The following is a 20,954-nucleotide window of genomic DNA, read 5'->3' on the forward strand; positions in this document are numbered from 1 at the left end:
TACAGGGGAATACAGGATGTCGACCATCAAGTGCATCGCGGCGGCGCTGGCCGTCGCGGGTTTCGCATGCGGCGCGGCGCAAGCCGCCGGCCAGGCGAAGAACGTGATTTTCTTTCTCGGCGACGGCATGGGGCCGACGACCGTGACGGCGAGCCGGATCTACAAGGTCGGTGAGTCGGGACAACTGACGATGGAGAAGCTGGCCCGCACCGCGCGCGTCAAGACCTTCTCGAACGACGCGCAGACGACCGACAGCGCGCCGTCGATGGCCGCGTACATGACCGGCGTGAAGATGAACAACGAAGTGTTGTCGATGTCGTCCGACACGCGCGCGGTCGCGCCGGGCAACGACGCCAACGGCAACAAGACCGTCAACAACTGCGCGCCGGGCAACGGCCAGCCGGTTGCGACGCTGCTGGAACTCGCGAAGGCACGCGGCAAGGCGGTCGGCTCGATCACGACGACCGAACTCACGCACGCGACGCCGGCCGCGACCTATTCGCACATCTGCCATCGCGATGCGCAGTACGACATCGCCGCGCAGGCGGCACCGGGCGGCGCGGGCTACAACGCGGCACTCGGCGACGGCGTCGACGTGTTGATGGGCGGCGGCCGCAATCACTGGACGCCGTTCGATCCGGTGGCCAACAAGCGCGGCCGCGCGGACGGGCGCAACCTGCTCAACGAGATGAAGGCGAAGGGCTACACCGTCGTCGCGACCCGGGATCAGCTCGCACAGGCCGGCAACGGCAAGCTGATCGGCCTGTTCAGTTCGACGAGCCATCTCGAATACGAACTCGACCGCGTGGCCGGCAAGGGCGAAGGGCCGTCGCAGCCGAGCCTCGCCGAGATGACGTCGAAGGCGATCGACGTGCTGTCGAAGAATTCGAACGGCTACTTCCTGATGGTCGAGGGCGGCCGGATCGATCACGCGCTGCACGGCACCAACGCGAAGCGCGCGCTCGAAGACACGGTGGCATTCGACGAAGCGATCCGCGTCGCGCTGTCGAAGGTCGACCTGTCGAACACGCTGATCGTCGTGACGGCCGACCACGACCACACGATGACGATCAACGGCTATTCGAAGCGCGGCAACCCGATTCTCGATATCAGCCGCAACTATCGCGACGGCCAGCCGAGCAAGGACGCCGACGGCAACACCTACACGACGCTGGTGTTCGGCAACGGCGCGAACCGGCCGAACGTGCGCGCGTCGGTCGATTCGGCCACGGCGACGAACGAGGCGTATCTGCAGGAAGTCGGCGTGCGGATGGGCAGCGCGGGCTCGGAGACGCACGGCGGCGGCGACGTGATGCTGTTCGCCGACGGCGCGGACGCGAAGGCGTTCAAGGGCACGATCGACAACACGAAGGTGTTCGGTCTCGTGCGCTCGGCGTTCGGTTTCTGAGTCCGTTGACTGCATGAGGAACGGGAACGCCCGATGAAACGTCAGCTTCTCTGCGCGCTCGCTTGCGGGTGGGTTGCGCTACCGGCCCTTGCAGCGGCCGATTTCGACGCCGTGCTGCTGCACGAGAGCCGCACGGTGTCGGCCGACGGCGTGACGCGCACGACGCTGTATCGCGAACGGATGGTGCGGCGCGACGGGCACGTGTGGGTCGAACGCGTGCTGCCCGTCGCGGCGGCAGGGGGTCACGGCGACGATCACGATCACGACCACGATGCGGGCGGTGTACGCGAGACCCCGCCGCGCGCCGGCGTGCAGCCGGCCGCCGCGCACGCCGGCCACAAGCACTTCAACTTCCAGGCGGCCGCGCGGCACGTGACGTCCGACGGCAAGACGACGCGCATCGAGTATGTGGATGCGGCGAACCGGACGGTCGTCAGCGTGCCGCCGGCCGAGTACGAAACCACGGGCTTCGACGGCTCGTGGGACAACGCGTACTACGTCACGCCGCCGTCGCAGTTGAAGCGGCTCGCGGTGGCGAAGCGCGGCGACGCGCCCGGCACCCGCTGGTACGAGCAGGCGGTCGACACACCCGGCGCGCGCGGCGTGAACCGGATCCTGTGGAGCGAGAAGTGGCAGGCGCCGCTGTCGGTCGAGTACCGGAGCGCCGACGGTCGCGTCGTGCGCAAGCTGACGCTCACGCCGACGCCGGCCGCGCGGCGGGAGACGTTGCCGTGGCAGACGCTCGCCAGCTATACGCGCAAGGAATACGCGGATTATCTCGACTGATCGACGATTTCGACCATCTGTACGCGGGGCTTGCGGTCAGGCCGGCCGGTATCGTCAAGCGATACGGCCGGGCCCTGGCCGATTTTTTCTTTCTTCTCGTGGCGCCGCAGCGATCGCCGATGCGGGCTAGAAGCGCGCGCCGTCCGGCACGCGCGCCGAAGGCCGCGACGCGACCCGCTTGATGAAGCGGTCGAGCGGTGTCGCATAGCCGCTCCCGATCGCCGCGCTCAGCGCCGCCGACAACGCCAGATACGCCATCAGCAACAGCAGCTTCGTGTCGCCATGCGTGGCCGACGGCGGCCAGAACGTGCGCAATCCGCCGAGCACGATCAGGTGGAACAGGTACAGCTCGTAGCTCAACTTGCCGGCCCGGCACAACGGCGCGAGCAGGCGGCCCTGCACGCGCTCGCCGTTGACGTGCGTGCCGATCAGCAGCACGGCTGTGCCGAGCGCCATCGCGGTGACGCCGGCGACGTGGCTTTCCGCGATCGGCCAGGCCAGATAAAGCGCGGCCATCGCCGCCGCGACGGGCCATTGCACGAACGGCGCGGCCAGCCGTTGCCAGTGCGCGCGCTCGGCCAGCAGTGCGGTGCAGCAGCCGATCGCGATCCCGTCGAACGACGCGAAGTACGCATAGAGGAACCCGCCTTCGTCACCGGCGTGCGTGAAGCGGTACACGGGCCCGAGCGCGGCGATGATCACCCAGAATGCGACCAGCCGTGCATCGCGGCGCAACGCGACGCACAGCAGCGGGAACGACAGGTAGAACACCTCTTCGACCGACAGCGACCACAGCACGCCGAGCGCGTAGTTGACCCACCCGTAGGCGCCGATCAGCACGTTCATCCAGAACGTCAGCGACGCGAAATTCACGAGCCAGAACGACACGGCGATGCCCTCCGGCGCATGGTTCTGGAAGATCGGCACGCCGGCCGCCGCGAGGCCGTTGACGACTGCGAGCAGCAGGAGCAGGCACGGGACGATGCGCGCGACGCGCGATACATAGAACGAACGCACGTCGACCGCGCCGAGGCTGCCCCAGCGGCGCCGCGCATTCGACGTGATCAGGTAGCCGGAGATCACGAAGAACATCGTCACGCCGTAGTTGCCGTTGCGCGCCACCGCATGCACCGCATCCCAGCCGAACGCGCGAGCGAGCGACGTGTCGCGCAGCGAGTAAGGGATGTTGAAGTGATGCAGCAGGACGAGCACGATCGACACGCCGCGCAGCAGGTCGATCCGCGCGTTGCGCGGCCCGGTGGTCACTGCGGCCTGCCCGGTTCGGCGAGGGCCGGCAGCGTCGCCAGGAACGTATCGCGTGCACGCAGGCCGGCATTCGGCGTCTGACGCTTGTCGTCCTGCATCAGGTACGCGAACACGAGCTTGCGCGGCCCCTTGGCCGCCCAGCCGACGAACCAGCCATACGCGTGCGACGCATCGTACTTGCGCCCCGGCGACCCGGTGCCCGTCTTGCCGTGCACGATCCACCCGCTGGGTTGCGTGTCGATCAGCGTGATGCGCTCGGTCATGTCGTACGCGTGCGCGCTGACGGGCAGCGTCCGGTTCGTGATCTTGCGCATGAAGGCGATCTGTTCGAGCGGCGAGATGCGCAGCGACGCGTTGACCCATGCACCCATCACGCCGTTCAGCTCGCCCGCCTGACTGGCGGCGTCCGCGTTACCGTAGCCGAATGCATTCGTGTACTGCTGGAAGCGCGCCTGGCCGAGCGCCTGCGCGACCTGCTGCGAGTACCAGAACACCGACAGCTTCATCCAGCGCGCCGGATCGGTCGGCTCGCGCCACGGCGCGCCGCCCCAGTCGGGGTAGCCGGCGTGGAAGTCGAGCGTCGGTGTGTGCTCGTCTTTCAAAACGCCCGCATCGAAGCCCATCAGGCTGATGGCAACCTTGAACGTCGACGCCGGCGTCACGCGGGTCGCGCAGTCGCCTTGCTGTACGAGCACCTGGCCGGTGGCGGCGTCGGCGACGACGGTGCAGATGGGGTGGGCATCGGACGTCGCGGCGGCCAGAAGGCCGGTGGCGAAGGTGAACAGCGCGCGGCGCCAGTGTTTCAAGTGACACTCCTCGGGGATGTGCGGCAGGCGCGCGGTGCGGGGGAAGGGGGCAGTCCGTGCGCAATGAAGGCGACGGCCGGCATCGAGAAAGAAAGAAGGATGGCGACCGTTGCGGAGGCTCACAGTGTATCGACGGATCAGCGTTCGCTGACCTGTCACGGTTGACGGGGCAATCGCGCGGTTTCATCCGCTCCGGCGGCGCCGGCCGGCCGCGCGTGACGACGCCCATGAAAAAAACCGCCGGCAGGCTTGCGCTTGCGGGCGGGCAAAGACACCTCGGGCAGACCCGCGCGGCAGGTCGATGCCGATGTCGCTCATTCCTGCTTCGTCACGTCGACCCGGTGCCGACCATCGTGGCCCATTCGGCAGGCGAGCGCCCCATGAAGAACTGGTTTCGCCACGTCGCAATGCCGAGATTGACCGAGCGGACGCTCACCACGTTGACGAGATCCTGCTTTCGCAGCCAGGCCGATGCGGAAAGCGCTGCGTGCGCGACAGCGGTCGCCCCGGCCTTGTTCAGCAGGGTCGGCGTGCTCGTGAGCACGGTGATGGTGGCGATCGCCTTCTGCGTCTGGCCCGCCGGGCCGCCCACCCGCATGGTGCCGATCCAGACGCCGCTCTGGATCACGCCCGGAACGGTGGACGTTGCACGCTGGATCTGACGGATATCGGCCATGCGATCGTCATCGATCAACCGCGTTGCCGCAAAACGACTGCCGGCGAACATAAGCAGGCCAAGGACGGCCAGGATCGCCCAGTGCTTCCTGCCAACCGGAGCGGTATCGTCGACTGGGGCCGCGACATGCACGACCCTGCTGGCGGTGAGCAGATCCTGTACGGACTGGCGGCTCGGCCTGTTGAAAACGAACAGATACAGCAATGCCAGGCACCAGAAGAACACGACCGCGCCGTTCGCGGTGGCGAGCCATTCCATGCCCGGATCGCGAAGCGCGGGCAGGTCGATAAAGCCGATGCCGCCGAGTATCAGCGGAACGGCGATCAGCGCGTACCGTGCCCAGGCGCGAACGTACCCGGGACCGGAGGATCCGTCAGGGGCTGCGCTATCGGCAACGTGGATCTTCATCACCCGCTTGCCGAGCGACTGGTGCCGATTTCCGCCCTCGAGCAGGCCAAAGTAAAGGGAACCGATCAGGAAGCCGATCAGCCTCCCCCATTCGCCAATCGTCGAAAGGGCATCGAAGAACGGGATTGCGATTGCCAGCCCGATCAGTCCGAGCAGAATCGAATCGATCGAAAAGGCGGCGGTGCGTCGCCAGAAGCCGGCGGCGCCGTGTGATTGTTGGTCTTCATTGCGCGCCATTGCCGTCGCCCCCGATGCGTTATGTTCGTCGAGCCGTTTGGGCTCTTTGCGGCGCGTGGCCGCAGGATTGCCTATGCCGACACCGATCCGATCGTGACAGGCAGATCATATCGACCGGCTTGCCGCAAAATTGCAAACTATTGTGAGCAATGTGCAAGCGTGAACGGGCTTCATGCCGCCTGCGGCTGATCGGCGATCGACCCGAACGCGGCGAGGCGTGCGCTGCCGGACGGGCAGCGCACGTGCTGCGCGCGTATCGGCCGGGCGCGGGATCGAGACGGGCCCCAGCGGACTTGAAAGGCTGGCAACGATTGTCGGGGATTTTCGTGAGGCCGTCGAACGCGTGTGTCCGGTTCGACGCGGTAGCCGCTGACGCGCACGCGTGCCGAAAATTGGCGAGGAACCGTGAAAAAGCCCGCCGGCAGGCTTGCGCTTGCGGGCGGGCAAAGACACCTCGGGCAGACCCGCGCGGGTGTCGCGTGAAGAACGGAGAACCGGGTTGCGTCAGAACTTGTGGCGCAGCGCGAGGCGCACGGCCACCTGGTTCGACGTCGACGACGGCGCGTCGGTACCGGGGATGAACGCGTTGTCGAGGATCGAGTTCGTCTTGTCGCCGGCGATGTGCTGGTACGCGGCCTGCACGTACACGTCGGTGCGCTTCGACAGGTTGTAGTCGGCCATCAGCCCGGCCGAGTGGATCTTCGGCTTCGCATTGCCGGTCGATGCGTCGTACTTCTCGAGCGACAGCACGTACTGCGCGCCCACCATGAACGCCGGCGTGATCTGGTACGAACCGTTCAGCTCGAAGTTCTGGTACTTGATCGCGCTGACCGTCGCGCCCGGCGCGATGATCGCGCCCGGGTTGCCGAGGTAGCCGTTGCCGGTCGGGTTCTTGTAGTTCGAGTTCGTGTACGCGAAGCCGACCGTCGCGGGCCCGAACGTGTAGTTGATGCCCGCGCCGAACACGCGCATGCGCTCGGCGATGTAGCTCGCGTCGTTCGCGGTGATCGCGCCGGCCGAGCCGTCGCCCGGGTGGTTCGCCTGCAGGTACGCGGCGCCGATCAGCAGGCCGTTGTTCTGGTACTGCGCGCCGAAGCTGTACGCGCGGTTGTCCGAGAAGTTCGTGCTGTTGCTGAAGCTGTATGCGCCGCCGAACGTGAAGCCGCCGAAGTTCGGGCTCGCGTACTTCACCGTGTTGTCGAGGCGGAACGAGTTGTCGGTGTTGTCGTTGTCGAACGGGTGCGCGAGCAGGTAGCCGCCCCAGTTGCCGTTGGCCGTGGTCGGCGCGAGATAGTCGACCACGGAGTCGTACTGGCGGCCGAACGTCAGCGTGCCGTACTGCGTCTGGCTCAGGCCGACGTACGCCTGGCGGCCGAACATGCGGCCGCCCTGGTTGAGCCGGCCGGTGTTCACGTCGAAGCCGTTTTCGAGCTGGAAGATCGCCTTCATGCCGCCGCCAAGATCCTCGCTGCCCTTCAGGCCCCAGCGGCTGCCCTGCGCGTAGCCGCTCGCCATTTCGTAGACGTGTCCGGTGCCGACGTTGTTCGTGTAGTTCAGGCCTTCGTCGATCACGCCGTACAGCGTGACGCTGCTTTGCGCGAACACGGGGGCCGCGAAGGTTGCCGTTACGGCGAGCGCCGTCAGGGTCTTTTTCATTGATGAGATCTCCGGGATATCCAGCTTGTATCGGTTGTCGTGAGCGCGTCCGGCGAGGCGCGCCCCGTCATCCGGGGCGACCCAGCGCAGCGTGCGCGGCGCCGGATCGCGCAAGGCGCGGCGGCGCGGCAACCGGCAGCGTCGGGTCGTGTCTCCTCCGATGACTCCGCGCATTCTTCCCAAGCCGAAAAGGAATCGAAAGCGAGTAATTTCGATGGATGGGATCGGGTTCGCCAATGGGGGCGCGACAGGCTGTTTCGACAGCCGAAACGGTGAGTGCGGCACCGCCGTTCAACCCCGGCCGGACAATGGCCGAGCACGGTCGCGAGGCCGCCCGCGCCGGGCCGTGTCCCGCCTCGTGAATCCGGCCGGGAAGCCCGTCCGGCGGGCCTGACAGCACATCCGGGGATCGATTGGCGCCGCCGATTGCAATGATCGGAATTACTCGTTTCCCTAAACATATTGGCGGCTGAAACATGCAGGCTGACCGGACGTGGCTGGATTCACGATTCGCCGGTCGCCGCGCATGCCGCGACGCACAAACAACAGATTCGATTTGGAGACGACCCACCATGCAGATTCGACGACTGAAAACGGTCCTTCTCGCCGCCGCGGCGATCCTGTCCGCGCCCGCGGCCCACGCGGCCGGCGGCGCGTGCGCCGACGGCAAGACGGTCCATTTCGCGGGCATCACGTGGGAGAGCGGGTCGTTCGCGACCGAGGTGCTGCGGCAGATCATGGAGAAGGGCTACGGCTGCAAGACGGACGTCGTGCCGGGCAGCACGGCCGCCACCGAAACGGCGCTCGCGCGCAACGATCTGCAGATCTGGGCCGAGCAGTGGACGGGCCGCAGCGAGATCACCGCGAAGGCCGTCTCGTCGGGCGCCGTGAAGCTGATCGGCGACACGCTGCCGGGCGGCACGACGGAAGGCTGGTTCGTTCCCGACTACGTGGTGAAGGGCGATCCGGCGCGCAACATCAAGCCGGTCGCACCGGGGCTCGTGTCGGTCGACGATCTGCCGAAGTACAAGCAGGTGTTCGCCGACGAGGAGGAACCGGACAAGGGCCGCTTCCTGAACTGCCCGACGGGCTGGGACTGCGAGCGCGTGAACACGCGCCTGCTGCGCGTGCTGAAGCTCGACCAGTCGTATACGAATTTCCATCCGGGCACGGGCGCGGCACTCGATGCGGCGATCGCATCCGCGTACCAGCGCGGCGCACCGATCGTGTTCTATTACTGGGGCCCGGCCGCGCTGATGGCGAAATACAAGTTCACCGCGCTGAAGATGCCGGCCTATAACGAAGCATGCTGGAAGACGTTGCGCGACGAGAGCAGCACGCACCAGTGCGCGTCGTCGTACATGGTGTCGCGACTGACGGTCGGCGTGTCGAAGCCGTTCGCCGATGCGAACCCCGATCTCGTCGGCGTATTCGGCAAGGTGCGCTTTCCGATGGACTTCCTGAACCAGACGATCCTCGAGATGACGACGAAGAAGATCGACGGCGCGGCGATGGCCACCCAGTTCCTGAAGACCCGCCAGGACATGTGGAAGCAGTGGGTGCCGGCCGACGTCGCGCAGAAGATCGCCGGCAGCCTGAAGGGCGCGTAACCTGCGCGCGGCGGCGGGCCCGCGCCCGCCGCCGCCGTCACGCGCCTTCGCGGCGCGACGGAGAATCAACATGAACGGCTTCTTTCTGCACCTGTCGATCGCCGACTGGGTGAACAGCGCGCTCGAGACGTTCGTCGCGCAATACGGCGACGGCTTCCATCACTTCAGCGTGCTGGTGCTGCGCTACCTGCTCGTGCCGCTCGAAGGCGCACTGCGCGTGGCGCCGCCGTGGCTCGTGCTGCTGGTCGTCGGCGCGATCGCGTGGAACGCGACGCGCCGCATCGGCCTCGGTGTGCTCTTCATGCTGCTGCTCTACGCGATCGGCTGCTTCGGCCTGTGGGACAAGCTGATGCAGACGCTCGCGCTGATGCTCGTCTCGACGGTGCTGTCGGTCGCGATCGGCGTGCCGGTCGGCATCCTCGCGTCGCGCAGCGCCTGGCTGCGCCGGATGCTGCTGCCGGTACTCGACGTGATGCAGACGCTGCCGAGCTTCGTGTACCTGATCCCGGTGCTGATGCTGTTCGGGCTCGGCAAGGTGCCCGCGATCCTCGCGACGATCATCTACGCGCTGCCGCCGCTGATCCGCCTGACCGATCTCGGCATTCGCCAGGTCGATCCGGACGTGACGGAAGCCGCGCGCGCATTCGGCACGACGCGCTGGCAACTGCTCGTCAACGTGCAGTTGCCGCTCGCGCGGCCGAGCATCATGGCCGGCATCAACCAGACGACGATGATGGCGCTGTCGATGGTCGTGATCGCGTCGATGATCGGCTCGCGCGGGCTCGGCGAGGACGTGCTCGCGGGCATCCAGACGCTCGACGTCGGCAAGGGCACGCAGGCCGGTCTTGCGATCGTGATCCTCGCGATCGTGATCGACCGGATCAGCCAGGGCTTCGGCCAGGAACGGCGCGCCCGGCGGCGGCTCGCGCAGCAGCGCCGGCAGAAGGGCGCGTCGCGCGTGCCGTACCGGCTGCCGCGCAAGGCGTCGTCGGCCGGCGTCGACTCGAATCAGGCGACGCAATCGTCGCGTGCATAGGAACGGAGACAGACATGGCGACCATCGACGTCAAACACGTGTACAAGCTGTTCGGGCCGCAGGCGGCGCATGCGCGCGTGCTCGACCTGCTGCGCTCGGGCAAGCGCAAGGCCGACGTGCTGGCCGAAACGGGCTGCAACGTCGGGCTCAACGACGTGAGCCTCGGCATCGAGTCGGGCGAGATCTTCGTGATCATGGGGCTGTCGGGTTCCGGTAAATCGACGCTCGTGCGGCACTTCAACCGGCTGATCGAGCCGACGGCCGGCGAGATCGTGATCGACGGCAGCGACGTGATCAAGCTCGACGCGCACGGGCTGCGCGAGCTGCGCCGCTTCAAGGTCAGCATGGTGTTCCAGAACTTCGGATTGCTGCCGCACCAGACCGTACTCGACAACGCCGCGTATGCGCTGCGCACGCGCGGCGAGAAGCGGCACGATGCGGCCGAGGCGGCGCGCAACTGGCTGACGAAGGTCGGGCTCGACGGTTATGGCGATCATTATCCGGACGAGCTGTCGGGCGGGATGCGTCAGCGCGTCGGGCTGGCGCGCGCGCTGGCGGCCGATACCGATGTGCTGCTGATGGACGAGGCGTTCTCCGCGCTCGATCCGCTGATCCGTACCGAAATGCAGGATCAGTTGCTCGAACTGCAGGCGACGCTGTCGAAGACGATCGTGTTCATCACGCACGATCTCGACGAAGCGCTGCGGATCGGTGATCGCATCGCGATTCTGCGTGACGGCACGCTCGTGCAGGTCGGGACGCCGGACGACATTCTGTCTCGGCCGGCGGATGATTATGTGCGGCGGTTCGTGGAGAAGCGGTCGAGTGTGAATTGAGGCGGGAAGCGAAACGAACAAGGGCGGCACAGAGTGCCGCCCTTGTTCGTTCATGCGGGCCGGGCCGACGCCGGGCCGGTGCGCGTATCGAATTCATAGGCGCCCACGTAGTCGAGCGAAGCGTTTTTCGGCGTCGTGACGACGTTGGGCGAGTACACGCCGATTGCGCTGTCGGCGACGAGGTCGGCCGGAACGGCATGTACCCATGCCGATTCCCAGGAAGCGCCGCGCAGCAATTGCTGGACAGGAACGGGATCGCCCCGATGAATGGCCTCGATGCATCCCGGCTCGTAGTCGCGCAGCCCGACTTCCGTCATGAACGCGGAGGGAATACCGTCGCCGTCCTCGGTGTACCGCTCGTCGATGAATGAGCGCATCTCTGCGAACGAGCGGAATCGGCCGCTGGAAATGAACAGGTGAACGGTAACGATCATCGGTGACCTCGTCGGGCGTGAGATGGCCGGCGGGGAGCGCCCGCGCACGCGCACGATGATACGCGCGTGCGCGATGCCGGGCACCTCGCCGAACGACCCTCTCGCCCCGCAACACATTCGCCGGAATCAGGTCAGTGCCCTTCTTCGAGACGGTCATCGCCGGCGCATTGACGTTGTCTGACGTGATGTCGGGGCCCACTGAGGCATCGACGGTTAGCGAGCCCGGACCGGCGCGAAGCGGCGTTACTTGCCGCTGCCGGTCACGGTCGACTCGACGACGGTCATGTCGAGATGTCGCACGCCATAAGGGCCGACCAGCTCGTTGACCCGAACGACGCCCGACACCGCGCCGTCGGGAAGGTCGAGGTCGCGATTGCAGACGAGCGCAGGTGAGCCGAGGCCGGGGTCGGCGAAGGTGATGCGGTACCCGCAGCCTTTCGTCTGGTGGGCGCCCGGCACGAACGCGGCGTCGAAGGACTGCGGCGAATGCGCAGTTGCCCTGACCAGCAGCAAGAGCGAGAGTGAACCGCTTATCATGCCGAGCCCGCCGAACATGACGACGGCGATCAACAGCTCCTTGATCGAACGCTTCGTTCCGAGATCGCGGGTGATATGCACCCCGAGCAGGGCAAAGGCAATGGCCGACGCGATGCGGATACGGCTTGCGCCGGGCCAGTCGCCGACCGTGCAGTGCCACGTCAGCGGCAGCGTAACGAACGCCGTCAACATCGGCACCAGGACCATTGCCATGAAGGCAATCGCGTGCCATCGCTCGATGTCTTTTTTCGGGGTTTGCTGGGTGGCCATCGGAACGGGAGCCTGCCGCGTCTGATCGGAATGATCCTCGCATTATGACCGACGGTCGGCCGCGGCCAGGTGCGCCTACGGCTCGATCGACCCATACCGCGGATAGCGCCCGCTTCTATAATTATCAGGCATCCTGCATTTCTGATAGCTCTGCATCAGCCGAAACGCGGACTTCTCCCGGTCCGCCTCGTCGCCTTCCTGAAGCCAGAGCGCATGGCTTTTCTCCGCGAGCACGATGAGCAGGCGCCGTCTGGCGGCCGACAAGGCCGAACGATCCAGCAGGTCGCAGACGAGATTGGCCGTGACTACGCCGAACAGCCTGCGGTACTCCTGGTAGTCGTTCGACGCGAGCAGCTGCATCGCTTCGGCGACGGCCGTTTCTGCTTCCTCCACCGATCGCTGCAGCGTGATCGCGGGAAGTGCGAGTGCCGTGATGTAGATGCGATCGTTGGCGTCGAACCTGTCGAGCGACGCATTCACGTCCTCCAGTCGTTCGAGCACCGCACGCTGGCGGTCGATGCGCCGGAGCGAATCGGCCGGGACGTCGTCGTGCGCGTCCATGAGTTGGTCGAGATAGCCCATTCCCGCCTGCCAGTCGCCGAGATGTTCGCCGAATACGTGCGTCGCGAGCGCCGCCAGTTCGACGAGATCCTGTTCGCCCATCGGGAACGCAACCCGCTCCCGCAAGCGGGCCGCCACCGCGGTCGGCTGCTTCGTGTGGTCCTGCCAGTCCCGTAGCAACGACTCGCGCAATTGTTCGTCGTACACCTGCGTCGTCTCCATGCGTTCCTCCGTTCGGTTGCCCGAATGGTAGGAGTGGGATTGATGTGTGTACAGTGCAGGTTTGGCAGATATATGATGCATCCAACGCAAATCTGCGAGGAGCACGGCGTTGAACCGGATCGACCTGAACCTGCTGCTGGCGCTGAAAGCGCTGATCGACGAGGAAAGCGTGTCGGGCGCGGCACGCAGTCTTGATCTGAGCCCGTCCGCGATGAGCCGGACCCTTGCCCGAGTCCAGGACGCGATCGGCGACAAGGTGCTGGTGCGCGCGGGAAAGGGCATGGTGGCGACCGAAACGGCGCGGCGGTTGAAGGAGCCGCTCGACCGGATCCTGCAGGATGTGGCGCTGCTGCTCGGCGCACAGCACCGGTCGATCGACGCGCAGCGCGTGTTCAACATCAGCGCGAACGACGGCTTCATCGATTCATTCGCGGTACCGATCATCGCGCAGGCGCACGACGCATGGCCGCACGCCAGGCTGCGCTTCCTGCCGAAGCACGAGAAGACCGTGGCGCGCCTTCGCAGCGGGGAAGTCGATATCGAAATCGGCGTGGTCGGCGAGACGGGGCCGGAGATCATGATCCGCAAGCTGTTCGACGACCGCATGGTCGGCGTGCTGCGAAAGGGCCATCGGCTGGCGCGGCGCCGGATGACGCTCGATGCTTATCTGTCCGTGCCGCACATCAGCGTGTCGCGCAAGGGGCGCTTTCACGGGCCGATCGACGATGCGCTGAGCGAGCAGGGGCGCGAGCGCAACGTCATCGCGGTGGTGCCGAACTTCAAGTCAGGCATCGAGCTCGCCCAGCGCTCGGACTGGATTGCCCACGTGCCCGAGAAGCACACCGCCCAGGCCCGGCAAGACGTCGTGACGTTCGACCTGCCGGTCGCGACCCCCGCGCTTGCGATCTCGATCATGTGGCATCCCCGCTTCGAACGCGACGCGATGCATGCGGGGCTGCGGGACCTGATCGTGAACGTGTGCCGGCAGATCGTGGACGCCACGAACCGCTGAGGCCCGGCGGTGGCGACCGTCGAACCTGCCGGCACCGCGTTACTGCACGACCGTCTCCCGTTGCGTCGATTGCACGCCGGCCATCTCCGCCCGTAACGCGTCCGCCAGAATCAGATCCGCGCCTTTCTCCGCGACCATCATCGTCGGCGCGTTGATGTTGCCCGACGTGATGTTCGGGAACACCGATGCATCGACGATCCGCAGCGCCTGCAGCCCGTGCACGCGCAGCGATGCATCGACCACCGACGTCGCCGCGTCGGGCCCCATCGCGCACGAGCCGCACAGGTGGTAGATCGAACCCGACTGCTCGCGGAAATACTGCAGCATCGCCTCGTCTGAATCGACCTGCGGCCCCGGCGAGATTTCCTCGACGGTCATCGATTTCAGTGCGGGCGCGCGCATCAGCGCACGGATCACCTTGCTGCCCTGCACGGCCTCGTCGAGATCCTTCTGTGTGGTCAGCGCGTTGATGTGGATCTTCGCGGCGTCTTCCGCGCGGTTCGACGCGATCTCGATCGTGCCGCGGCTCGTCGGGCGGCACGGGTTGAATGCGATCAGGAAGCCCGAGTAAGGCTCGGGCTTGATGCTCGCGCGGTCGCTCTTCGGGATCCGGTACGACAGCGGGTTGAAGTAGAGCTGAATGTTCGGTTCCTGCACTTCATCCGTGCCGCGGAAGAAGCCGCCCGCCTGATTCACGCTCATCGCAAGCGGGCCACGCTTCGTCAGCAGGTAGCGCAAGCCGATCTTCATCTTGCCGATGAGCGTGCCCATCTCGTCGTTCAGCGTCGGACGGTTCGCCTTGAAGTAGAAGCTCACGCACAGGTGGTCCTGCAGGTTGCGGCCGACGGCCGGCAGCGCATGCACGAGCGGCACGCGCTGGCGCGCGAGCAGCGCCGGATCGCCGACGCCCGACAGTTGCAGCAGCTTCGGCGTATCAACCGCGCCCGCCGCGAGGATCACCTCGCGTGCGGCCACGAGCGTTTCGTCGCCGTGCTCGCCCGCGACGACCACGCCGGTCGCACGCGTGCCGTCGAACGTCACGCGCCGTACGAGCACGCCCGAGCGCAGCGTGAGGTTCGCCCGGCCCAGCGCGGGGCGCAGGTACGCGAAGCTGCTGGAGCAGCGTTCGCCGTGCTTCGTGTTCAGGTCGTAGATGCCCGCGCCTTCGAACTGCGCGCCGTTGAAGTCGTCGGTACGCGGCAGGTTCAGCTGGCTACAACCCTTCAGGAACTCGTGGACGATCGGATGCACGTCGGCCTTCATCGACGTGATGTGGATCGGCCCGGTCGCGCCGTGATGCTGCGGATCGGTCGCGCCGGCCGCGTGGGTTTCGAGCTTGCGGAAGTACGGCAGCACGTCGTCGTACGCCCAGCCCGGATTGCCGGCCTTCGCCCAGTCGTCGTAGTCGCTGCGCTGGCCGCGCACGTAGACCATCGCGTTGATCGAGCCCGACCCGCCAACCACCTTGCCGCGCGGGCAGTACAGCTTGCGCTCGGCGAGCTGCGCCTCGGGCTCGCTGTAGTACATCCAGTTGTAGCGGCGGTTGTAGTAGGTCTTCGTGAAGCCGACCGGCACCTTGAACCAGAACGACGCGTCGCGCTCGCCCGCTTCGAGCAGCAGCACCGAATGTCGGCCCGATTCGCTCAGGCGGTTCGCGAGGATGCAGCCGGCCGAGCCCGCGCCGACGATGATGTAGTCGTAGCTCATGTCTGTCCTTTGCGCTCAGCCCTTCGCGGGGGCGAGATCCTTCACGTCGACGGGGTGTTCGCCCATCTGCAGGTGCAGCCGTTCGCCGGTGTACGGCGTGTGGCGCTTCACGACGTCCATGTCGAGCTCGATGCCGAGGCCCGGCTCGTTCGACGGGATGATGTAACCGTCTTCCCAGCGGATCGGCGTCTTCACGACCTCCGCGTGGAAACCGCCCCACGTCATGATGCTTTCCTGGATCAGGAAGTTCGGCGTGCAGGTCGCGAGCTGGATGCTCGCGGCGGCGCCCACCGGCCCGTTGTACAGGTGCGGCGCGATCTGCGCGTAGTGCACTTCGGCGAGCGTCGCGATCTTCTTCGCTTCGAGCAGGCCGCCCACGCGCGCGACGTTCAGTTGCAGGATCGATGCGCCGCCGGCTTGCAGCAGCTTGTGGAATTCGTACTTGGTCGTCAGGCGTTCGCCGGTCGCGATTGGAATCGACGTGTGCTTCGCGACTTGCGCGATCGCTTCTTCCTGGCCGGGCGGCACCGGCTCCTCGAACCACAGCGGGTCGTACTTCTCGAGCCGCTTCGCGAGCCGGATCGCCGACGACGGCACCATCTGCCCGTGCGTGCCGAACAGCAGGTCGGCCTTGCTGCCGACGGCTTCGCGTACCTTGCGGCAGAACAGTTCGCAGCGGTCGAGCACTTCCAGCGACAACTGATGGCCCGAGTAAGCCGTGTACGGGCCGGCCGGGTCGAACTTGACGGCCGTGAAGCCGAGCTTCACGTTCTCGGCCGCGCATTCGGCGGCGAGATCGGGATCGTCGTAGTCGTATTCGCCCTTCGCGTTCTTCGGATACAGGTACGTGTACGAGCGCAGCCGCTCGTGGATCTTCCCGCCGAGCAGTTCATATACGGGCTTGCCGGCCGCCTTGCCGATGATGTCCCAGCACGCCATCTCGAGGCCGCTGACGACGCCCATCATCGTGAGATCCGGGCGCTGCGTGAAGCCGCTCGAATAGGCCTGGCGGAACAGCCGTTCGACGTGATGCGGATCGCGGTTCAGCAGATGGCGTTCGAACACGTCGTCGATGATCGGGGCCATTGCCTTCGGGCCGAACGTCGCCGAGTAGATCTCGCCGACGCCTTCGATGCCGTCGTCCGTCTTCAGCTTCACGAAGATCCAGTACATCCCGCCGACATGCGGCGGCGGCACGGCGACGATATGGGTTTCGAGCGAAACGATCTTCATGCGGACTCCTGGATGCGGTTGAGGCGGTATTTGAGGAACGCGGCGGCGCCCGCGCCGCACAGCGCGATGGCCGCGATATAGCCGAAATAGAGCTGGTAGCCGTGCGCGCCCGGGTAGGTCTGCGTCACGTAGCCGTTGATCAGCGGCACGAACACGTCCGGCGAATAGCCGAGCACCGAGATCAGGCCGATCGCGAGGCCCGCGCAATGCGTCGGCACCTTGCAGTCGTCGAGCAGCGACCAGTACAGGCCGCGGATCGTGTAGGTGAGGATGCCGATGAACAGCACGAGCACGACGAGCATCGCCTGCGGGCTGTGCGCGGGCGCCGCGATCAGCCCGACGAGCGACAGCGCGGCGAGCACCAGCGCCCAGAACAGCACGGACACCTTCGATACGCGGTCGCCGAGGAAGCCGCCGCCGATGCCGCCGACGGGGCGCATCCACAGCTTGAGCGTCGTGATGAAGCCGGCCGCCGTCGCACTGAGCCCGAAATTGCCTTCGTGCAGATACGCGGAGAAGCTGTAGGTCGCCCAGAACACCTGGTAACCACAGAACACGATCGCCGCGACGAGCCACAGCTCGGGGATCGACGCGAGTGTCTTCAGGTCGGTCAGCACGTTGCCCTTGGTGCGCTTCGCGGCTGCTGCACGGTCGCCCGTGCTCGCCTGATCCTTCACCAGCGCGAGCAGCACGCCGAGCGCGATGCAGAAGAACGCGTACAGATGCACGACGAGCTTGAAGCCGGCCGCATCGGTGCCGCCGCGTGCCTGCGTCACGTACGCGAACAGCGTGATCGCGATCGTTGCGAGCAGTGCCTCGACGAGGCCGCGGCCGCCGTCGAGCAGGCCGAAGAAACGGCCTTGTTCGTCGGGGCCGGCGATCATGTTCACGCGCTTGATCACGGCGGCCCAGAACGTGAGGCCGGTGGTCAGCCCCCAGCCGCCGAAGATCAGCACGAGCATGTCGAACGACGGCCCGGTCGCGTAGATGAGCCCGAGCGCGCCCGTCGCGAGCAGCGAGAAGCAGATCAGCCAGCGCGGCGACAGGCGGTCGGCCAGCCAGCCGCTCGGCAAATAGCTGATGAGGAAGATCGTGCCGAGCGACGAATACAGGTAGCCGAGCTGCACGTCGTCGATACGGAAGAACTGCAGCATCGTCGGCTGGTACACCTGCCGCAGATACAGCATCGGGTAGATCGCGCCCGCGGCAATCACGAGCAGCAGCAGTTGCAGGTAGCGTTGCGCGCGGGAATGCGGCGACGCGTGGGCGTCGTCGTGCAACGCGAGCGACGCGGCGTGCGTCGACGGTTGGGTCGGCATGATGTCTTCCTCCATCAGACTTCCTTCGCGAGGAGGCCTGCAGATTTTTTATGTTCTGGTTGGGTCAGGGGCGGCGCGCGCGGCGTGGTGTTTGGGTGCGCGCGCCGGAAACGATGCGTTGGCGTTGCCGTGTCAGTACTTCATGACGACGAGGCGCGTCTGCGTGAATTCGAGCATCCCGTGCTTGCCGTCGTCGCCGCCGAGGCCCGAGCGCTTCCAGCCCGCGTGGAAGCCCTGGTACGGGTCGGCCGGCGTGCGATTCACGTACAGCTCGCCGGCTTCGATCGCGTTCGCGACGGTCATCGCGGTGCGGTAGCGCTCGGTGTAGAGCACCGACGACAGGCCGAACTGGTGGTCGTTCGCCTGCGCGATCGCTTCGTCGATCGTCGTGTAGCGCAGCACGGGCATGATCGGGCCGAAGGTTTCCTCCCGCACGATCTCCATGTCTTGCCGGCAGTTCGTCAGCAGCGTGGCCGGATAGAAGAAGCCGGGGCCGGCGGGAATCGCGCCACCGGTTTCGAGCGTCGCGCCGGCCGCGATCGCGCGTTCGACCATCCCGTGGATGTGCGCGCGTGCCGATGCGCTGACGAGCGGGCCCATCCGCGTCGCATCTTCTGCACGGTCGCCGATGCGCACGGCCGCCATCTTCTCCTTCAGCAGCGCGACGAAGCGGTCGTGCACGCTGTCGTGCACGTACACGCGTTCGATCGCCGTGCAGAGCTGGCCGCAGTGCGTCGTCTTCGACGCGACGAGCGCGGCAGCCGCGCGTTCGAGGTCGGCGTCGGGCTCGATGATCGCGGGTGTCTTGCCGCCGAGTTCGAGCGACGGCTTCGCGATGTTCGCCTTGCAGTAGTCGAGCACCTTGCGGCCCGCGTTCACGCTGCCGGTCAGCGTGATCATCCCGACTGCCGGATGCGTGCACAGCGCTTCGGCCGTCGCGTGGTCCATCGTCAGGATGTTGACGACGCCCGGCGGAAAGCCTGCATCGTCGGCGGCTTTCGCGATCTCGAACGCGGACACCGGCGTGTGGTTGCTCGGACGCACGACCACGGTGTTGCCGGCGATCAGCGCGGGCGCGACCTTGCGCAGCAGCGTGTAGACGGGATAGTTGAACGGGATCAGGCACGCGACGACGCCGATCGGCTCGCGCTGCAGGAACAGGTTCTCGTCGGGCGTGTCGCTCGGGATGATCTCGCCCTCGATCCGGCGTGCCCACTCGGCGTGGTAGCGCGTGATCTGGCCCGCGTAGACGGCTTCGTTCGACGCGTCCTCGACGCTCTTGCCGGATTCCTGCGCGAGCGCCGCGCCGATCTCGGGCGCACGCGCGGTCAGCGCGTCGGCGAAGCGGTGCAGGTACGCGGCGCGCTCGGCGCTCGGCAGCTTGCGCCATGCCTTCTGCGCGGCGGCTGCGGCGTCGGCGGCGGCGAGCGCGTCGGCCGGCGTCGCGGCTGGCACACGCGCGAACGGCGCTTCGGTGGCGGGATTGTGGACGACGATGAACGTGTCGCTTTCCGGGGCGACGAAACGGCCGTTCACGTAATTGCGTTCGGTGCGCATGAAGTGACTCCTCCGATGAATGCAGGCGGATCGCTTCGAGTGGCGACACGCGCGGCGCGGGATAGCGGCCATTCTGTTCATGCGTTTAGCGCACGACAAACGACTTATTTTCGCGTCGGGCATGAGAAAAACGCACGTTACTCGGTGGGTCGGCTGGAATCGCCCGTCCGGCAAGGCTGCGGCGGCGCGGGCCGGGGGCGGGGCGGCCGGCCGGCGGGACGGATTTTCCGACGGGGCCGAATGCGGATGGGCGTGGAAGGCGGTAAGGTGTCGCCCGCGATGGGGGGCGAGGTGCGTGCTAGGTCAGCGGCACCTGCGGCAGCGGCGACGACGGTTCGAGATGGCGCTTCGCGAGCCACACTTCCTGCTGCAGCCAGTCGCGGAACTGGACGATGTGCGGCAGGTTCGTCTGCTCGGGCCGCGTGACGAACCAGTACGACTGGTGGCCGTCGACGTGCACGTTGAGCACTTGCATCAGTTGCCCGGTGGCGAGTTCGCGCGCGACCATGTGGCGGTCGGCGATCGTGATCCCGAGGCCGTCGATCGCCGCGCGGATCGCATGGTCGAGCAGGTCGAATTCGTAGCCGCCGCGCGTGTCGACGTCGGCGATGCCGGCGGCCTTCAGCCAGTGCTGCCAGGTCAGGTAGCGCTGGTCGTCGGTGGCGAGCACGTGCAGCAGCGTGAAGCGGTTCAGGTCGATCGGCGCGCCGTCCTGCCGCAGCCGCGCATACAGCGCGGGCGCACAGACGGCGATATGCTGCTCCTGCATCAGCAGTGCGTTGTCGAAGCCGTCCCATTCGCCGTCGCCGAACCGGATCGCGCAGTCGAGCACGCGCGATTCGCCGAGGCTGTCGTGGATGCGGGTCGTGAGGCTCAGCTCGAATTCGGGATGCGCGTCGCGCAGCCGGCCGAGGCGCGGCATCAGCCAGCGCGCGGCGAAGGTGGGTGGCACGTTCGCGCGCAGGCGGTTCAGGTGGGTTTTTTCCTGCAGGCTGCGCACGGTCAGCTCGATCTTGTCGAACGATTGCTGCAGCGCGCGCAGCAGCACGCGGCCGGCCGCGGTCAGTTCGAGCTGGTGATGGCGGCGTTCGAGCAGGGTTTCGCCGAGCTGGCCCTCGAGTTGGCGAACCTGGCGGCTCACCGCGCTCTGCGTCACGTTGAGCAGCTCGGCCGCGCGCGTGAAACTGCCGGTGCGGCCGGCCATCTCGAAGGCTTTCAGCGCATTCAGCGCCGGCATCTTGCGTCTCACGGGGCGGTGTCGTGTTTGGTGCGGGATGCTTATTGTAGGCGGGTGGCCGCGGGCGCGGGGACGATGAATGGCGGCGACGGAGGGCGCGGGGTTTTACGGCATGGCAGTGGGTGCGCCTGGTTGCGACT

Annotated in this window: 18 protein-coding genes; 6 read left to right on the top strand and 12 right to left on the bottom strand. The window is 66.6% G+C overall.

The window, feature by feature from the left end; all coding sequences use genetic code 11:
* The first annotated feature begins 16 nt into the window (after window positions 1–16).
* Together QZM67_RS17515 and QZM67_RS17520 are read left to right on the top strand one after the other, a co-directional pair.
* Window positions 17–1,408, top strand: coding sequence for an alkaline phosphatase (locus QZM67_RS17515; RefSeq protein ID WP_043178797.1), 1,392 nt, complete (start codon window positions 17–19; stop codon window positions 1,406–1,408).
* 33 nt (window positions 1,409–1,441) lie between these two features.
* Window positions 1,442–2,194 (top strand): hypothetical protein, encoded by a 753-nt coding sequence (locus QZM67_RS17520; RefSeq protein WP_175022772.1) that lies wholly within the window; start codon window positions 1,442–1,444, stop codon window positions 2,192–2,194.
* Window positions 2,195–2,320: 126 nt separating this feature from the next.
* Here the strand turns inward: QZM67_RS17520 and QZM67_RS17525 are convergent, their stop codons facing one another.
* From QZM67_RS17525 to QZM67_RS17540, 4 genes are all read right to left on the bottom strand, one after another.
* The gene (locus QZM67_RS17525; protein ID WP_301805252.1) at window positions 2,321–3,460 is read right to left on the bottom strand and encodes an acyltransferase; all 1,140 of its coding nucleotides are present in this window, start codon (window positions 3,458–3,460) and stop codon (window positions 2,321–2,323) included.
* Window positions 3,457–4,266, bottom strand: coding sequence for an OXA-1043 family class D beta-lactamase (blaOXA, locus tag QZM67_RS17530; protein WP_301805255.1), 810 nt, complete (start codon window positions 4,264–4,266; stop codon window positions 3,457–3,459). The genes QZM67_RS17525 and blaOXA overlap by 4 nt, the downstream gene beginning before the upstream one ends.
* 328 nt (window positions 4,267–4,594) lie before the next feature.
* Window positions 4,595–5,587 (bottom strand): RDD family protein, encoded by a 993-nt coding sequence (locus QZM67_RS17535; RefSeq protein ID WP_301805258.1) that lies wholly within the window; start codon window positions 5,585–5,587, stop codon window positions 4,595–4,597.
* A gap of 504 nt (window positions 5,588–6,091) precedes the next feature.
* Complete coding sequence (locus QZM67_RS17540) at window positions 6,092–7,243, bottom strand: porin (RefSeq protein WP_301805260.1); 1,152 nt, start codon at window positions 7,241–7,243, stop codon at window positions 6,092–6,094.
* A 572-nt stretch (window positions 7,244–7,815) separates the two neighbouring features.
* On the opposite strand from QZM67_RS17540, the gene QZM67_RS17545 reads away from it, so the two are divergent.
* The 3 genes from QZM67_RS17545 (at window position 7,816) to QZM67_RS17555 (ending at window position 10,725) form a co-directional block, all read left to right on the top strand.
* Window positions 7,816–8,853 (top strand): ABC transporter substrate-binding protein, encoded by a 1,038-nt coding sequence (locus QZM67_RS17545; protein WP_011356435.1) that lies wholly within the window; start codon window positions 7,816–7,818, stop codon window positions 8,851–8,853.
* Window positions 8,854–8,923: 70 nt separating this feature from the next.
* Window positions 8,924–9,889: a proline/glycine betaine ABC transporter permease gene (locus tag QZM67_RS17550; RefSeq protein WP_301805265.1), complete on the top strand. Its 966-nt coding sequence runs from the start codon at window positions 8,924–8,926 to the stop codon at window positions 9,887–9,889.
* Window positions 9,890–9,903: 14 nt separating this feature from the next.
* Window positions 9,904–10,725 carry a glycine betaine/L-proline ABC transporter ATP-binding protein gene (locus tag QZM67_RS17555; RefSeq protein ID WP_053077708.1) on the top strand — a complete coding sequence of 274 codons (822 nt, stop codon included), beginning with the start codon at window positions 9,904–9,906 and terminating at the stop codon, window positions 10,723–10,725.
* Window positions 10,726–10,775: 50 nt separating this feature from the next.
* Here QZM67_RS17555 and QZM67_RS17560 read toward each other — a convergent pair whose 3' ends face one another.
* The 3 genes from QZM67_RS17560 to QZM67_RS17570 form a co-directional block, all read right to left on the bottom strand.
* Window positions 10,776–11,159: an immunity 22 family protein gene (locus QZM67_RS17560; RefSeq protein WP_175022778.1), complete on the bottom strand. Its 384-nt coding sequence runs from the start codon at window positions 11,157–11,159 to the stop codon at window positions 10,776–10,778.
* Between the two features lie 243 nt (window positions 11,160–11,402).
* On the bottom strand, window positions 11,403–11,966 hold the full coding sequence (locus tag QZM67_RS17565) for a hypothetical protein (RefSeq protein ID WP_301805275.1): 564 nt from the start codon (window positions 11,964–11,966) through the stop codon (window positions 11,403–11,405).
* 75 nt (window positions 11,967–12,041) lie between these two features.
* Entirely contained in the window at window positions 12,042–12,749 is a 708-nt protein-coding gene (locus QZM67_RS17570) for a hypothetical protein (RefSeq protein WP_301805278.1), read from the bottom strand.
* Window positions 12,750–12,858: 109 nt separating this feature from the next.
* Here QZM67_RS17570 and QZM67_RS17575 point away from each other — a divergent pair, with 109 nt between their 5' ends.
* Window positions 12,859–13,761: a LysR family transcriptional regulator gene (locus QZM67_RS17575; RefSeq protein WP_301805281.1), complete on the top strand. Its 903-nt coding sequence runs from the start codon at window positions 12,859–12,861 to the stop codon at window positions 13,759–13,761.
* A 39-nt stretch (window positions 13,762–13,800) separates the two neighbouring features.
* On the opposite strand, the gene QZM67_RS17580 is transcribed toward QZM67_RS17575, so the two are convergent.
* The 5 genes from QZM67_RS17580 to QZM67_RS17600 form a co-directional block, all read right to left on the bottom strand.
* Window positions 13,801–15,468 (bottom strand): GMC family oxidoreductase, encoded by a 1,668-nt coding sequence (locus tag QZM67_RS17580; RefSeq protein WP_301805285.1) that lies wholly within the window; start codon window positions 15,466–15,468, stop codon window positions 13,801–13,803.
* Window positions 15,469–15,483: 15 nt separating this feature from the next.
* The gene (locus QZM67_RS17585; protein ID WP_176048564.1) at window positions 15,484–16,701 is read right to left on the bottom strand and encodes a mandelate racemase/muconate lactonizing enzyme family protein; all 1,218 of its coding nucleotides are present in this window, start codon (window positions 16,699–16,701) and stop codon (window positions 15,484–15,486) included.
* Window positions 16,698–18,020 (bottom strand): nitrate/nitrite transporter, encoded by a 1,323-nt coding sequence (locus QZM67_RS17590; RefSeq protein WP_301805291.1) that lies wholly within the window; start codon window positions 18,018–18,020, stop codon window positions 16,698–16,700. Before QZM67_RS17590 ends, QZM67_RS17585 begins: the two co-directional genes overlap by 4 nt.
* Window positions 18,021–18,152: 132 nt before the next feature.
* Window positions 18,153–19,577: an aldehyde dehydrogenase gene (gene aldA, locus QZM67_RS17595; protein WP_301805293.1), complete on the bottom strand. Its 1,425-nt coding sequence runs from the start codon at window positions 19,575–19,577 to the stop codon at window positions 18,153–18,155.
* Window positions 19,578–19,875: 298 nt separating this feature from the next.
* Window positions 19,876–20,814, bottom strand: coding sequence for a LysR substrate-binding domain-containing protein (locus QZM67_RS17600; RefSeq protein ID WP_034200504.1), 939 nt, complete (start codon window positions 20,812–20,814; stop codon window positions 19,876–19,878).
* Between the last annotated feature and the right edge of the window lie 140 nt (window positions 20,815–20,954).

The sequence above is a fragment of the Burkholderia sp. AU45251 genome (assembly GCF_030482905.1).
GTDB lineage: Bacteria > Pseudomonadota > Gammaproteobacteria > Burkholderiales > Burkholderiaceae > Burkholderia > Burkholderia aenigmatica.